The organism is Solidesulfovibrio carbinoliphilus subsp. oakridgensis (assembly GCF_000177215.2).
Lineage (GTDB): Bacteria > Desulfobacterota > Desulfovibrionia > Desulfovibrionales > Desulfovibrionaceae > Solidesulfovibrio > Solidesulfovibrio carbinoliphilus.
Genome location: NZ_CM001368.1, coordinates 2,134,400 through 2,147,554, shown reverse-complemented (window position 1 = coordinate 2,147,554; position 13,155 = coordinate 2,134,400). Strand labels below are relative to the sequence as shown.

The following is a 13,155-nucleotide window of genomic DNA, read 5'->3' as shown; positions in this document are numbered from 1 at the left end:
ACTATTTGCAGAAGCCGTCGAGCCAGCACTGCGTGGTGTCGGCGCCGGTGACGTCAAACTTCTTGCCCAGGGCTTCCTTGGGGGTGGCCAGGGAGGTCTCGGTGAAAAGCAGTTCGTCTTCCAGGTTCGCTCCCTCGGGCTTGCCCTCGTACGGCTTGATCGAGCCTTCGGGGGTGGTCCGGATGGGGAACTTGAAGCGCTTGATGTTTCCGTTGCGGAACTTCACGGTCCACATGATGGAATCGGCCGAGCGCATGGGGATGGACGTGCCGCCCATGGGAGCGAAGTCGGCGTAGGGGCGGGCGGAGATGGCGCCCTGGGGGCAGATCTTCACGCAGGAGTAGCATTCCCAGCAAGCGGACGGCTCCTGGTTGAAGGCGCGCATTTCCTGAGGATCCAGGATCATCAGGTCATTGGGGCAAATGTACATGCACGCGGTCTTCTCACCGCCTTTGCATCCGTCACACTTGCTCGGATCCACAAAGGTAGGCATAGTTAGTCCTCCAAACGTTTAGTTGTTGTACACCCAGCGCCCAATCCAGTAAGAGCTAAACGCTGTTGCGCCAAAGGACATCCGCGTGCCGGGAAATCGCGCCGCGGTTGCGTCGCCGCTTCCGGCCTGCCTTTGTGCCAGCGTCGCTTGGTGCCGATGCCAAAAACTCGTCGCCGGGAACCGGCGGGACGGGTACGTCCCGGCCCGCGCTGTTGGCGGGCAAGTCCCCGAAATCGCTATTTTTCTCTATCTACCAACGGATAGCTTGTGACCGATTTAACAAGCGCCGCAAGCCACGTCAAGGGGAAAGTTCTTTTTTTCACGTCCCCCAAAAACGCCGCGCGCGCCTCCCCGCCCGAGCCATGGCGCCCGGGACGATCACGATTCCCGCCGACTGGATGCAACCGACAATTTAGCAGGGACGGCACCCCCTCGCAAGCCCTTTTCCCGACGATACCCGGTCCTCCGGCCCAACCCCCCGATGCTTGTGACTTTTTAAACGTATTTGCCGGGTCGGCCCAGGCCGGCCGGCACCGCGCCGTCCTGCCGGCCGGCCGGGGCCTTTGCCGCCAGGGCCGGCCGCCGGCCGCGCCACAGGGCGAAGGCGCCAAGGGCCAGGGCCAGGCCCAGGTGGGTCCAGTCGAGGAAGCGGACCTGGCCGGGCGGCATAAACGGGGCGGGGCCGTTTTCCAACACCCGCAGGAGCCCCGAGCCGGCCAGGCCGCCGTAGAGGGCCACCCGACACCAGCCGGGCCCGGTCAGGCGCGGCCGGCCGCTTCCGGCCCCCAGCCAGACCGTGGCCAGGGCGGCAACGGCCACGAGCAGGACCGCGGCCAGGGCCAGGTGCAGGCTGGCCGTGCTCCGGAAATCCCCGAGCCAGCCGAGGCCGGGAATGGCGGCCACGCCGTAACGGGCGAAGACCGGCATCTGGCCAAGGCCCGTCAGGCCAAGGCCCAGGCTGGCCGCCAGGACGAGGCGCCTTTGCCAGCGGGGGAAGAGGGGACTAGCCATGGTCGTTCTCCTTGTCGGGTCGTGCTTTCGCCCGGCCGGCCAGCCGGAGCAGGCCCGCCGCCAGCCCGGCCACCGGGGCCAGGAGCACGGACGTGGCCAGATTGGCCTCCTCGCCCATGAAATCGGCGGTCTGGGCCAGGCCCGGCCGGCCGGGGCCGGTCTCGAGGGCCGCCTGGAGCGTCGCGAAGGGAACCGGCGAGACGTAGAGGGTGTTGGTGCCGCCGTTTTCCGTTTCGCCGTAGACAAAGCCGCCGGTGTCCCGGGCCAGGGCCTTGGCGGCGGCCACCATGGCGCTTCGCGGGCCCATGGTCTGGACGCCGTGGGGGCAGGCTTCCAGACACGCTGGAGGAAGGCCGGCCCCGGCCCGGGTCTGGCACCGGTCGCACTTGTACATGACGCCGTTGCCGGCGAACCGGGGGAGCAGGTCGAGGTAGAGGCCGACCCCGGTCTGGCGCTGGGGGATGTGCCAGGGGCAGACCGTGCGGCACTTGGCCCCGCCAAGGCAGATGGCCGGATCGATGGCCACCGCGCCGTTCCCGGCCCGGGTGGCCGCGCCCCAGGGGCACAGCCCGGCGCACGGGGGATTTTGGCAGTGCATGCACCGTCTCGGGATGTGGACGTCAAGGGGCCGGCCGTCCTTGGCCACGGTGGCGGTCTGGATGAACAGCCAGTTGTAGGGCGTCAGCCGGTCGTCCACGTCGCGTTTGTCCGAAAAATCCTCGGCCTTGACCGAGGCCGGGGACATCTTGGGGAAGGGTTTTTTCGGTTCCGGGAAGTCGTTGGCGTGGGCTTCGCGGCAGGCGGCCACGCAGGCGCCGCAGCCGACGCATCGGGACAGGTCGTAGAGGCTGGCCAGGGGCTCGTTCCCAGAGGCGGCGGCCTGGCCGGCCAGAAGGGTGCCGGCCGGTCCGGGCGCGGCGAGCCCCGCGCCGGCCGTGCCAAGGGCCGCGAGAAAGGCGCGTCTGTTCATGGGTGTCTCCTCGCCCGGCGCGGGGACAGGGACAGGGCGGCCGGGCGAGGCTGGTCTACTCCACCGGGGCGGGACTGGCATTGATCCGGATCAAGGTTCCGGGTCTTTTCCGTTGGGGGGGCCGTCGGGGGGGGCGTCCGGTGATCCGTCCTGGGGGACTTTCGGGACTTCGGCCGGGACTTCGGCCGGGGCTCCGGCCGGGTCCGCGTCCTGGCGGCGGGCGGCCGCCTCCCGGCGCAGCCGGTCGAGGATCGCGTCGTAGCCTTCGGGCCGGTGGGGCCGCAGGCAGGCGGTGCAGTCCTTGACGCCCTGGCGAAGGACTGGGTCCCCGCCGCAGTCCGGCAGGAAATAGAGGGGGCAGAAGCAGAAGAGGCAGTTGAAGGCGGCCGGATCCGCGCCGGGGTGGCAGGGGAAGTAGCGGCAGCCGGTGTTTTGAAAGAAGCGGTGGCTGTTTTGCACGGCAGGCCTCCGGGAGTGGGCAGACGGGGGCGGGGCGGCCAAGGCATGGGGCTTGCAAAGGACGTTTCGCACCATGCCAACCGTCGCCTAACCGGGATACCTTTATGGCCATACAGACCACAGACACCGCTGCCCAGGATTTCGTCAGGAAAGCCGGGGCCCTCGCTCCGGGCACGGCCAAGGCCGGCAAGGATCCCCGATTTTTCGAGATCATGCTGCAAAGCGGCTACGGGATCAACGGCGAGGTGGGCAAGGCCGCCCAAAAGGCCATTCCCCGGGAGAACATGATCACCGGCCTCGAAATGCTCTCCGGCGGCCAGGCCTCGGGCCAGGAAGCGGCCCTGGCCATGCTCGGCTACGAGACCGGCGCCAAGGGTTTGACGGAGGGGACCGGCCCGGCCAAGGGCGGGCTCGACATGTTCCAGGGCAACGCCCTGGCCACCCTGTCCCGGCTGGCCATGGAGCAGGCCGCCAGCGACAGCGGGGCCCCGGCCGGGGCGGCGGACCCGGCTGCCGGCGCCGGAGGATCCAGCCTGCGACGGTCCGTTGACAAGTCCTCGGTCCGCATGGCCGCGAGCCAGACGGCCCGGCATCCCGACGACCTCGGCCACCTCGGCCGTTCGGGCGGCGCGGCGGGCCAGGGCGGGTTCACCCGGCGCGAGGAGGAACTGCTTTTGGCGGCGGCCGGCGCGGAAAACATCCTGGCCGAGAGTTCCCGGGTCGAGGCGGCCAAGGAGCAGGCGGCGGCCACGCGCAAGGTCCTGCCCTCGACGCTCCAGCATGCGGCCGGACGCCTGAGCGCCCAGTACGAATCCAACTGCGAGATCGACTGTATCGGCTACGACAGCCGGGGCGGCACCTCCTACGGCCAGTACCAGATCGCCTCCAGGACCGGGACCATGGACAACTTCATCAAGTTCCTGGACGAGAAGGCCCCGGATATGGCCAACCGGTTGCGGGCCGCGGGCCCGGCCGACACCGGCGGACGGACCGGCCAGATGCCGGCCGTGTGGAAGCAGATCGCGGCCGCCGACCCGAGGCGCTTCGAGGCGTTGCAACACGAGTTCGTCCGGGTCAACAACTACGCCCCGGCCGCCAAGAGCCTGGTTTTGACCACCGGCCTCGACGTGACCAAGCGGTCCTACGCCCTGCGCGAGGTCCTGTGGAGCACGGCCGTGCAGCATGGGCCGAACGGCGCGGAGCGCATCTTCTCCCAGGCCATCGACAAGGCCGAGGCCGCCCCGGCCGGTCAGGATTTTGACAAGGCCGTGATCGAAGAGGTCTACCGGCTGCGCAGCCAAAAGTTTTTCCGCCACAACAAGCGGGTGCGCCAAGCGGTCCAGTCCCGGTTCCGGGACGAGAAGACCACGGCCATCGCGCTGCTCGACGGGGCCCCGGTCTGAGCCGGCCGGGGCTTGGCCTTCCTCCCTTTCCCTTTCCCGCGCCTCGGCGGCGTTTCCCCACGGACGGCCTCTTTCCCGGCTTTGCCGGCCATCCGCTTTTCATGTAGGGAAACGGCATGAAGCGAGGGAAACGCCATGGCTGACGCGAGCTGCGCCGACGCGGACCGGCTGGCCGAGCGCCTGTCCGCCCTGACGCGGTGCTTTGCCCTGTCCCGTCTCGTGACCGAATCGCTCGACATCGCCGAAGTGCTCGAGCGGATCATGACCACCTCGCGCCAGGCCCTTGGCGCCGAGGCGGCGAGCCTCCTGCTGGTCGACGAAACGCCGGGTCCCGGCCGGGGGGACCTGGTCTTCACCGTGGCCCAGGGGCCGGCCTGCCTGCCCCTGCGTTCTGGATTCCGGCTGGCGCCGGGCGAGGGCGTGGCCGGGTGGGTGGCCAGGGAGGCCCGGCCGGCCCTTATTGTCGATGCCTATGCCGACCCCCGGTTCCATCCCGAGGTGGACCGGCTGACCGGCTACCGGACCCGGTCCATGGCCTGCGTGCCCCTGGTCTACCGGGGCCGGGTCATTGGCGTGGCCCAGTGCATCAACAAGGACGGGGGCGGCGTTTTCACCGAAAACGACATGGAGATCTTCTCGCTGCTCGGGGCCCAGGCGGCCGTGGCCATCGTCAACGCCCGGCTCCACGGCGAGGCCCTGGCCAAGCAGCGCATGGACTTCGACATGGAGGTGGCGGCCAGCGTCCAGCAGGGATTCCTGCCGAAATGCGCGCCCGAAACGCCCGGCTTCGACGTGGCCGGGGTGAGCCTTTCCTGCGACGCCACGGGCGGGGACTATTACGATTATCTGTTGCGGCGGGACGTGCCGGGCCGGGAGCCGGCCTGCCTGGTCGGCGTCGGCGACGTCACGGGCCACGGCGTCCAGGCGGCGCTTTTGATGGCCAGCGTACGGGCGTTTTTGCGTTCCCGCCTGCTGTCCCCGGGCGGGCCGGCCGAGGTGGTCTCCGACATCAACCGGCTTCTCACCGAAGACATGGGCGACACCGGCCGGTTCATGACCCTGTTCCTTCTGGAGCTGCACCTTGAGACCGGCGGCCTGTCCTATGTCCGGGCCGGCCACGACCCGGCGCTCCTCTACGATCCGTCCCGGGACGCCTTTGCCGAGCTGGCCGGCCGGGGAATTCCCCTCGGCATCGACGGCGGCTGGCGGTATGAGGAATACACGGTGCCGGCCTTGCCGGCGGGGGCGCTCCTGGCCCTTGGCACGGACGGCATATGGGAAGCCCGGGCCGCGTCGGGCGAGATGTACGGCAAGGACCGGCTGCGCCGGGTCCTTCGCGCCGCCGCGTCCGGGGATGCCCGGACCGTGGCCCGGGCGGTGCTCGATGACCTCGAAGCGTTTCTCCACGGCGAGCCGCGTCGCGACGACGTGACCCTGGTCGTGGTCAAGGCGGCGGCTGACGCCGGCAAAAAGGAGGAGGCATGAAAAGCGGTTTGAGCATGCTTTTGGCGCTCCTGCTGGGGCTTGCCCTTGGCGGATGCAACAAGGAGGACCCGCAGGGGTTCCCCAAGGTCGATTACAACAAGGACGGCCGGGTCATTTTCGAGGAACTCATCGTCGTGTTTCCCGACCTGACGGTGGAGGAGTTCCTGGCTGCGGACGCCGACAGCAACGGCGTCCTCGACGACAAGGAATACCAGCGGTTCCACGAGGCCAGGCTGGCCGGCAGGAAGCTCGAGCCGTCGGCCGCACCCGCGCCCGGAGCCGGGCCGGCCGTGGACGGCAAGTCCGCCGCCCCGGCCGCCCCGGCCGCTCCGGCCGCTCCGACCGAGGCTCCGGCCCCTGCGGCCCCCGCCGCCCCCGGGATCCCGGAAGCGCCGGCTCCCGCCGCGCCGCCGGCCACGTCCGCGGCTCCGGCCAAGGGCGAGGTCGTGGAGACGGTGGAGGTCGGACCCGGGCCCGCGGCCCCGGCGCCCGAAGCGGCCCGGACCTACACCGTGGCCCGGGGCGACAACCTGTCGCGCATCGCCAGGAAGTTCGACGTGACCGTTGAGGCACTGATGGCGGCCAACGGCATGAAGGACGCCGATCATCTGGAGGCCGGGGCCACGCTGACCATTCCGGCCTCGGACGAAAGCGCGGCTGCGGCCACGCCCGCCTCGCCGGCGGTGGCGGATTTCGTGGCCCGGTTCTTCGCCCAAAACGTTTCGGGCGACATCAACGGCCTGCTCGACAGCTACGGCGAGACGGTCGATTATTACAAGAAGGGCAAGAGCGGCAAAGACCTCGTGCGCCAGGACAAGGCCGACTACTTCAGCCGCTGGCCCGAACGCTCCTACACGCCCGGGCCGGCGACCGCGGAAAAGCTGCCGGGCGGCGACCTGCGCGTGACCGTGCCCACGGCCTTTACCGCCAAAAACGGGAAAAAGCGCGTCGCGGGCCAGGCCGCCTTCACCTTTCTCCTGCGTCCGGAAGGCGATTCCTTTCGGATCGTCGGGGAGCAGAGCGTGGTGACGGAAAAGAAGTAGCCGGCCCGGCCCCGCTGGATGGAAAAAGCCGGACAGGCGCGCCTGTCCGGCTTTTTTTGCGGCCGGACGCCCCGGATCGCCGGGGGCCGGGCCGGGGAAAATTTTTCCAGGCATTTTTATTGCAATGTTCACGACGGCCACAGGAGGGCGTCATGGACATCAACACCAGCTACGACAGTCTCACCCAGCTCCTCAAGATCGCTTCCGGCAACGCGAGCGCCACGTCCGGCTCTTCGGGCAGCTCCACCACCTCGGTCGCCAACTCCTCCACCAAAGGGGACACGGACACGACTTCCTGGTCCACGGTGGCCAAGGCCCTCTCCGGCCTCGACACCGACTTCGTCAGCCCCATCCTCCAGTACAAGGCCCAGAACGAGGCCCTGCAGCAGCAGCTGACCCAGACCCTGGCCGCCAAATTCGAAGACCTCGACATCGACACCAGCCAGACCATCACCCTGGGCCGGGACGCCGACGGCACGGTCACCGTGCAAAACGACCACCCGGACAAGGACAAGATCGACAAGCTTTTCAAGGACACCCCGGTGCTGGCCCAGGCCTTCAACACCCTGGCCGACAACAGCACCACGCTCAAGTCCATGACCGCCAAGCAGACCAATACCATGATCCGCACCAACGGCTACGCCGCCTACCTGAACCAGCTGACCAGCGACACTTCCTCGAGCGACTACTTCCTGAGCCTCATGGGCAACCAGGCCAGCTCCTATTTCGGCTAGAAGAGGGGAGAATGCCTCCGGCGGCCGGGGGAACCTTTTTTGAAAAAAAGGTTCCCCCGGACCCCTTCCAAAAAACTTTCCATGGGCTTCGCCGGGGGCGCGGGGATGTGGTCCCCAATCGAGGGGGTCCGGGGGGAATCATTTCCCCCGGCCGCCGGAGGCATCTTTTTTCTTCTTCTCAGCCTTCGCCGATCAGCCACTCCAGCCCGCCGTCCGTCGGCCGGACCAGGGAGGCCGGGACGTGGGGATCGGGCGGCCCGTGGAGGGCCGCCGCGAGCGGCTCCTCCTTGCCCTTGGCCCCGACCAGGAAGAGCACGTTCCGGGCGGCGTTAAGAAGCGGCAGGGTGAAGGTCAGCCGGGCCACCCTGGGCTCGACCGTGGTCGGCGGTTCCATGGCCACGACCAGGCGCCTGGTCTCGCCAAGGGCCGGCCGGTCCGGGAAGAGCGAGGCCGTGTGGCCGTCCGGGCCCATGCCGAGCAGGACCAGGTCCAAGCGCGGCAGGGCCCCGGAAACGTCGGCGCCGCCGCCAAGCACCTCCCGCACCTCGTCCTCGTAGGTCGCGGCCGCAAGCTCCAGGGGCCGGACTTCCACCGGCATGGGGTGGATGTTGCCGACCGGGATGGGGGACGGGGTGAAAAGGACCGGGGCGATGGCCCCGAAGTTGCTCCGGCGGTCCCCGACCGGCACCACCCGCTCGTCGCCGAAGAAAAAGACCGTGGACGCAAACGGCGCGCCAAACCCCCGGCCGGCCATGGCCGCGTAGAGCGGCATGGGGGTCGAGCCGCCGGACAGGGCGATGGTGAAGACGCCCCGGGCGGCCACGGCCTCCCGGGCGATCCGGGCCACGGCGGCCAGGGCCGCCTCGGTCAGGGCCGGCAGATCGGGGAAGCGGCGGATGGCGGGGGTCATGGCGTCAACCCGTGGACCTTGAGGAACCGGCCCGCCTCCTGCGGCCCCCAGGAGCCGGCCTTGTAGAGGTAGAGGCGCTCGGGCGCGGGGTCGCCGAGCATGGGTTCGAGGAACTTCCAGCACAGCTCCACCCCGTCCTGGCGCCAAAAAAGCGTCTGGTCGCCGAGCATGCAGTCGAGGAGCACCTTGGCGTAGGCGGTCAGGGCCGGCCCTTCGTAGCCCTGGTAGTAGTTGAAGTTCATGGTCACGGACCGCAGGCACATGGGCCCCGGGGCCTTGGCCTGGAAGGTGAGGCTCACCTGCTCGTCGGGCTGGATGCGAAGGGTCAACCTGTTGGCCTTGATGTGGTCGCCGAAAAGCTCCCGGAACATGGAAAAGGGCACCGGCTTGAACTGGACCGCGATCTCCGTGCGCTTGGCCGCCAGCCGCTTGCCCGAGACCATGTAGAAGGGCACCCCCTGCCACCGCCAGTTGTCGACATAGACCTTCATGGCCGCAAAGGTCGGGGTCAGGGACTCGCTCGGCACGCCCTCCTCGTCGAGATAGGCCGGGGCCCGGACGCCGCCGGCCATGCCCGAGGCGTACTGGCCGAGGATCAGGTTCTCGGCCAGGTCCCGCTGGGTGAAGGGACGCAGGGCCCGGAAGACCTTGGTCTTCTCGTCGCGCACCAGCTCGGCCTCGAACAGCGACGGCGGCTCGATGGCGCACAGGGAGAGCAGCTGCATCATGTGGTTCTGGAACATGTCGCGCAGGACGCCGAAGTGGTCGTAGTAGGAGGCCCGGTGCTCGACGCCGATGGACTCGGCGGCCATGATGCTGACGTAGTCCACGTAGCGCCGGTTCCACAAGGGCTCGAACATGGCGTTGGCGAAGCGCAGCATCAGGATGTTCTGCACGGTTTCTTTCGCCAAGTAGTGGTCGATACGGAATATTTGATGTTCGGCAAACCGGGTGTGCAGGGCCTGTTCCAGGATCCGGGCCGTTTGGAGGTCCCGGCCGAAGGGCTTTTCGATGACCAGCCGCGCATAGCCCCGGACCTCGTCGGCCAGCCCGGCCATGGCCAGGTTGATGGCGATGTCCTCGTAGGCGGTCGGCGGCACGGCCAGATAGTAGATGCGGTTGCCGCCCAGCCCGGCCGACTGGCCGAGCTCGTCGAGGTAGTCGGACAGGACGCGAAACGAGGCCGGATCGTCGTAGTGGACCTGGCGGTAGGTCAGGCGGGCGGCCATCTTGTCCCACAGGTCCGGACTGATGCCGTCGTGCTCGGCAATGGAGGTGCGCATCCGTTCCCGGAAGGACTCGTCGGTGAGGTCCGTGCGGCTGGCGCCGACGATGGCGAAGTTGTCCGGCAGGTGGCCGCCGGCAAAAAGCGAGGCCAGGGCCGGCATGAGCATCCGGCCGGCCAGGTCGCCGGTCACGCCGAAAATGACGATGGTGACCGGCGCTTCCACCTGGTCGAAGCGGCAGGCGGCGTCCGGGTCGGGATTTTTCGGCCGGCCGAGCACCACCTCGGCCAGGGCCGGGCTCTGGGCGTCCGCCATCAGCCGTTCCTCCTTTTGACGGCGTGGCCGCCGAACTGGTTGCGAAGGGCGGCCAGCACCCGGTCCTGGAAGGAGTTGTCCTGGCGGGAGCGGAACCGTTCAAAGAGCGACATGGTGATGACCGGCGCGGACACGGCCGTTTCCACGGCGGCATTGACGGTCCACCGGCCCTCGCCCGAGTCGTCCACGTAGGGCTTGAGCGATTCCAGGCGCGGGTCCTCGGTGAAGGCCCGCTGGGCCAGCTCCAGAAGCCAGGACCGGACCACAGAGCCGTGGTTCCACAGGTCGCAGATGGCCGGGAAGTCGAGTTTCTCCCCGAACTGCGAGGCGGCCAGGATCTCGAAGCCTTCGGCATAGGCCTGCATCATGCCGTACTCGATGCCGTTGTGGACCATCTTGGTGAAGTGCCCGGACCCGATGGGGCCGGTGTGCAGGTTGCCGCCCGGGCCGGTCAGGACATCGAGAGCCGCCTGCAAGGGGGCCACCACTTCCGGCTCGCCGCCGATCATGATGCAGTAGCCTTCGGCCAGGCCCCAGATGCCGCCGCTGACCCCGGCGTCGCAGTAGCGGATGCCAAGCTTGCCGGCCGCCTCGTGGCGGCGCAGGTCGTCGCGGTAGTAGGTGTTGCCGCCGTCGACGATGGTGTCGCCCGGGGAGAGCAGGGGAAGAAGCTCGTCCACGTGCTCGTCGGTCGGGGCCCCGGCCGGGAGCATGAGCCAGACCACGCGCGGGGCCGGCAGGGCGGCCACCAGTTCGGCCAGCGACCCGGCCGCCGTGGCGGTTCCCCCTTCCTCGGCCGCGAAGTCCTTGGCTTTTTGCACGGTGCGGTTGTAGGCGGCCACGTCGATGCCGCCCCGGGACAGCCGTCTGGCCATGTTGAGCCCCATGCGTCCAAGTCCGACCATACCGATTTTCATGGCGTTTCTCCGGGAGGGGTTTGGCCCTTGCGGGCCGTTTGCGTCCGGCGGGCGCGGAAAAGCGCGATGCCCCGCCTGGCGGCCAGGGGGAACAGGCCCAGCAGGGCAAAGGAAATGATAAGTGTGGGCGACAGGATGCCGGACAGGGAGTCAAGCCGGCCGAGCTGGGTGCCGGCGTTGACGTAGACGGCCGTGCCCGGAAGCATGCCGAGCTGGGACACCCAATAGAAGGTGGTGAGCGGCAGGCCGGTCAGGCCCATGGCCGCGTTGACCACGAAAAAGGGAAAAAGCGGGATAAGGCGCAGGGTGAAGAGGTAAAAGGCCCCCTCCCGGCGGATGCCGGCGTCCATGGCGGCCAGCCTCGGCCCCATGCGCCGGGTGAGCGGCTCGCGAAAGAGGTACCGGGCCAGGGCGCAGGCGGCCGTGGCCCCGATGGTGCTGGCAAAGGACACCACGGCCAGCGTGGTCCAGAAGCCGAACAGGGCCCCGCCGGCCAGGGTCAGGACGGCCGCGCCGGGAAGGCTCAAGCCCGCGACCAGGACGTAGAGGACGAAATAGCCGGCCACGAACCGGACCGGGGAGGCGGCGTAGGCCCCGGCCAGGGCCTCGCGGGATTCCTTGAGAAAGGCCAGCGTCAGGTATCGGTTGAGGCCAAAGCCGAAAAAGGCCGCCGCCAGGGCCAGGACCAGGGCCACGAGCAGGATTTTCCGCACGGTTGCCCGATTCATGCCACCTCCCCGTTGTGATCGGCCGCCCCCCCGCCGTGGCGGGCGATGTAGGCGTCCACGTCGAATTTGCGGCGGCAGCCCCGCGCGTTCATGTAGCGGATCTGGCCGAAGACCGGGCGGGAGGCCCAGGGCCGGTCGTGCAGGCCGCCGACGGACCACAGGACCCCGGCCACGCCGCTTGGGTCGCTGCCGTCCAGGGCGTAGCGGTCGTTTAAGGAGAGGGCCGTGGCCAGGGCCGCTTCGGGCGTGGCCGACCACTCCAGGATTTTCTTGGCCCAGTACATGCGCATGTAGCCGTGGAGCCGGCCCTGGCGGACGAGCTGCCGTTCGGCCGCGTTCCACAGGGCGCTGTGGGTGGCGGCGGTCTCGAACTCCCGGGCCGTGTACCGATACGGCCTGGGGTCGGCGGCATGGGCGCCAAGCGTCTTTTGCGCCCAGGCCGGCAGGGCGGCCAGGGTGTCGTAGGCCGGTTCGTGGAGGCAATAATTGTCGGCCAACTCCCGGCGCACGACCAGTTCCTCCAGAAAGGCCTCGGCCCCGGCCGGGGCCCGCTTTTTGGCCTCCAGGGCGTCAAGCGCCGCCCGCTGGGGGGCCAGATGGCCGTGGTGGAACCAGGGCGAGAGGGTGGAGGTGGCCCCGGCATTTGGGTCGTTGCGACGGTCGGCGTAGGCGGGCAGGCGGTCGGCCAGAAAGGCGGCCAGGGCCTCCCTTGCGGCTTCGGGACCGGGCGTAATGCCCGCCACCGGGGCCACGCTCGGATCGAGGACAAGGCCCGCCCGGGCCGCCTCCCAGTCCACGGGAGCGAACCCCGCCAGGTTTCCGGCCGCAAAGGCCGGCAGGTCGGGGAAGGGCTCCAGGAATTCGGGCAACAGCTTGAGGATTTTCGGCCGGAAGGTGGCGGCCGCGTATTCGCGCTTGGCCGAGGCCACGAACGCCGGCACCACGTTGTGGGCGTCGACTTCGAGGAGCGCGCCGTCCCAGACGGGGGCGGTTGCCACCGCCTCCCTGGCCGCCCGGCCGGGGCGCAAGGGGTCGAAGTCCGTGACGCAGACGCCGGCCCGGACCCGGCGCAAAAAGGCCGGCACGGCCACGGCCGGATCGCCGGGCACCAGGGCCAGGGGGATGCCGTGGTCCCGAAGAGCGGTTTCGACGGCGGCGAGGCCGCGAAGGAGAAAGTCGGCGTGGCGGGCCGTGGCCGGGGGAAAATCGGGGGGCAGGGCGAAAAGGGCGAAAAGCGGCGCCCCGGCCGCCTTGGCCAGGGCGGCGGCGTGGAGCAGGGCCCAGTTGTCGTCGGCCCGCTGGTCGCGGCCCATCCAAAGGACCACGGGGCCGGGTTTCGGGGGAGTAAATCCCAGGGGGCGGATGCGCGCGGGATGGACCTGCATCCTCCCCTTGTAGGCGGTTGGGCTGGCCGTGGCAAGCCGCGAGGGCCACCCATGCGCCTGGGCGGCCCGGCCGGGG

The 13,155-nt window shown here is 69.3% G+C and carries 13 protein-coding genes; 4 read left to right on the top strand and 9 right to left on the bottom strand.

Features of this window, described 5'->3' with window-relative positions; genetic code table 11:
* Nucleotide 1: 1 nt before the first annotated feature.
* The 4 genes from aprB to DFW101_RS09340 all read right to left on the bottom strand — a co-directional run bounded on the left by aprB (nt 2) and on the right by DFW101_RS09340 (nt 2,933).
* Nucleotides 2–493 (bottom strand): adenylyl-sulfate reductase subunit beta, encoded by a 492-nt coding sequence (gene aprB / locus DFW101_RS09355; RefSeq protein WP_009181265.1) that lies wholly within the window; start codon nt 491–493, stop codon nt 2–4.
* A gap of 495 nt (nt 494–988) precedes the next feature.
* Nucleotides 989–1,504: a hypothetical protein gene (locus tag DFW101_RS19330; protein WP_009181264.1), complete on the bottom strand. Its 516-nt coding sequence runs from the start codon at nt 1,502–1,504 to the stop codon at nt 989–991.
* Nucleotides 1,497–2,474 (bottom strand): 4Fe-4S dicluster domain-containing protein, encoded by a 978-nt coding sequence (locus DFW101_RS09345; protein WP_009181263.1) that lies wholly within the window; start codon nt 2,472–2,474, stop codon nt 1,497–1,499. The genes DFW101_RS19330 and DFW101_RS09345 overlap by 8 nt, the downstream gene beginning before the upstream one ends.
* 90 nt (nt 2,475–2,564) lie before the next feature.
* On the bottom strand, nt 2,565–2,933 hold the full coding sequence (locus DFW101_RS09340; protein ID WP_009181262.1) for a cysteine-rich small domain-containing protein: 369 nt from the start codon (nt 2,931–2,933) through the stop codon (nt 2,565–2,567).
* 104 nt (nt 2,934–3,037) lie between these two features.
* On the opposite strand from DFW101_RS09340, the gene DFW101_RS09335 reads away from it, so the two are divergent.
* The 4 genes from DFW101_RS09335 to DFW101_RS09320 all read left to right on the top strand — a co-directional run bounded on the left by DFW101_RS09335 (nt 3,038) and on the right by DFW101_RS09320 (nt 7,598).
* A complete protein-coding gene (locus tag DFW101_RS09335; protein WP_009181261.1) occupies nt 3,038–4,336 on the top strand; it encodes a VgrG-related protein in 1,299 nt (432 codons plus the stop codon).
* Between the two features lie 135 nt (nt 4,337–4,471).
* Entirely contained in the window at nt 4,472–5,821 is a 1,350-nt protein-coding gene (locus DFW101_RS09330) for a PP2C family protein-serine/threonine phosphatase (protein ID WP_009181260.1), read from the top strand.
* Entirely contained in the window at nt 5,818–6,864 is a 1,047-nt protein-coding gene (locus DFW101_RS09325; RefSeq protein ID WP_009181259.1) for a LysM peptidoglycan-binding domain-containing protein, read from the top strand. Before DFW101_RS09330 ends, DFW101_RS09325 begins: the two co-directional genes overlap by 4 nt.
* Nucleotides 6,865–7,016: 152 nt before the next feature.
* Nucleotides 7,017–7,598, top strand: a complete 582-nt coding sequence (locus tag DFW101_RS09320) for a hypothetical protein (protein WP_009181258.1) — start codon at nt 7,017–7,019, stop codon at nt 7,596–7,598.
* A gap of 178 nt (nt 7,599–7,776) precedes the next feature.
* Here the strand turns inward: DFW101_RS09320 and pgl are convergent, their stop codons facing one another.
* Genes pgl through DFW101_RS09295 form a run of 5 tightly spaced genes read right to left on the bottom strand, consistent with a single transcriptional unit; the run spans nt 7,777 to nt 13,079 of the window.
* A complete protein-coding gene (gene pgl, locus DFW101_RS09315; RefSeq protein WP_009181257.1) occupies nt 7,777–8,508 on the bottom strand; it encodes a 6-phosphogluconolactonase in 732 nt (243 codons plus the stop codon).
* A complete protein-coding gene (zwf, locus tag DFW101_RS09310) occupies nt 8,505–10,049 on the bottom strand; it encodes a glucose-6-phosphate dehydrogenase (RefSeq protein WP_009181256.1) in 1,545 nt (514 codons plus the stop codon). Before zwf ends, pgl begins: the two co-directional genes overlap by 4 nt.
* Nucleotides 10,049–10,966 carry a phosphogluconate dehydrogenase (NAD(+)-dependent, decarboxylating) gene (gnd, locus tag DFW101_RS09305; protein ID WP_009181255.1) on the bottom strand — a complete coding sequence of 306 codons (918 nt, stop codon included), beginning with the start codon at nt 10,964–10,966 and terminating at the stop codon, nt 10,049–10,051. The genes zwf and gnd overlap by 1 nt, the downstream gene beginning before the upstream one ends.
* Nucleotides 10,963–11,694, bottom strand: coding sequence for a TVP38/TMEM64 family protein (locus tag DFW101_RS09300; RefSeq protein ID WP_009181254.1), 732 nt, complete (start codon nt 11,692–11,694; stop codon nt 10,963–10,965). Before DFW101_RS09300 ends, gnd begins: the two co-directional genes overlap by 4 nt.
* Nucleotides 11,691–13,079: a deoxyribodipyrimidine photo-lyase gene (locus DFW101_RS09295; protein WP_009181253.1), complete on the bottom strand. Its 1,389-nt coding sequence runs from the start codon at nt 13,077–13,079 to the stop codon at nt 11,691–11,693. The genes DFW101_RS09300 and DFW101_RS09295 overlap by 4 nt, the downstream gene beginning before the upstream one ends.
* Nucleotides 13,080–13,155: the final 76 nt, after the last annotated feature.

Coding starts and splice junctions, on each gene's coding strand:
- aprB (WP_009181265.1), bottom strand. CDS start 493: ATGCCTACCTTTGTGGATCCGAGCAAGTGTGACGGATGCAAAGGCGGT.
- DFW101_RS19330 (WP_009181264.1), bottom strand. CDS start 1,504: ATGGCTAGTCCCCTCTTCCCCCGCTGGCAAAGGCGCCTCGTCCTGGCG.
- DFW101_RS09345 (WP_009181263.1), bottom strand. CDS start 2,474: ATGAACAGACGCGCCTTTCTCGCGGCCCTTGGCACGGCCGGCGCGGGG.
- DFW101_RS09335 (WP_009181261.1), top strand. CDS start 3,038: ATGGCCATACAGACCACAGACACCGCTGCCCAGGATTTCGTCAGGAAA.
- DFW101_RS09330 (WP_009181260.1), top strand. CDS start 4,472: ATGGCTGACGCGAGCTGCGCCGACGCGGACCGGCTGGCCGAGCGCCTG.
- DFW101_RS09325 (WP_009181259.1), top strand. CDS start 5,818: ATGAAAAGCGGTTTGAGCATGCTTTTGGCGCTCCTGCTGGGGCTTGCC.
- DFW101_RS09320 (WP_009181258.1), top strand. CDS start 7,017: ATGGACATCAACACCAGCTACGACAGTCTCACCCAGCTCCTCAAGATC.
- pgl (WP_009181257.1), bottom strand. CDS start 8,508: ATGACCCCCGCCATCCGCCGCTTCCCCGATCTGCCGGCCCTGACCGAG.
- zwf (WP_009181256.1), bottom strand. CDS start 10,049: ATGGCGGACGCCCAGAGCCCGGCCCTGGCCGAGGTGGTGCTCGGCCGG.
- gnd (WP_009181255.1), bottom strand. CDS start 10,966: ATGAAAATCGGTATGGTCGGACTTGGACGCATGGGGCTCAACATGGCC.
- DFW101_RS09300 (WP_009181254.1), bottom strand. CDS start 11,694: ATGAATCGGGCAACCGTGCGGAAAATCCTGCTCGTGGCCCTGGTCCTG.
- DFW101_RS09295 (WP_009181253.1), bottom strand. CDS start 13,079: ATGCAGGTCCATCCCGCGCGCATCCGCCCCCTGGGATTTACTCCCCCG.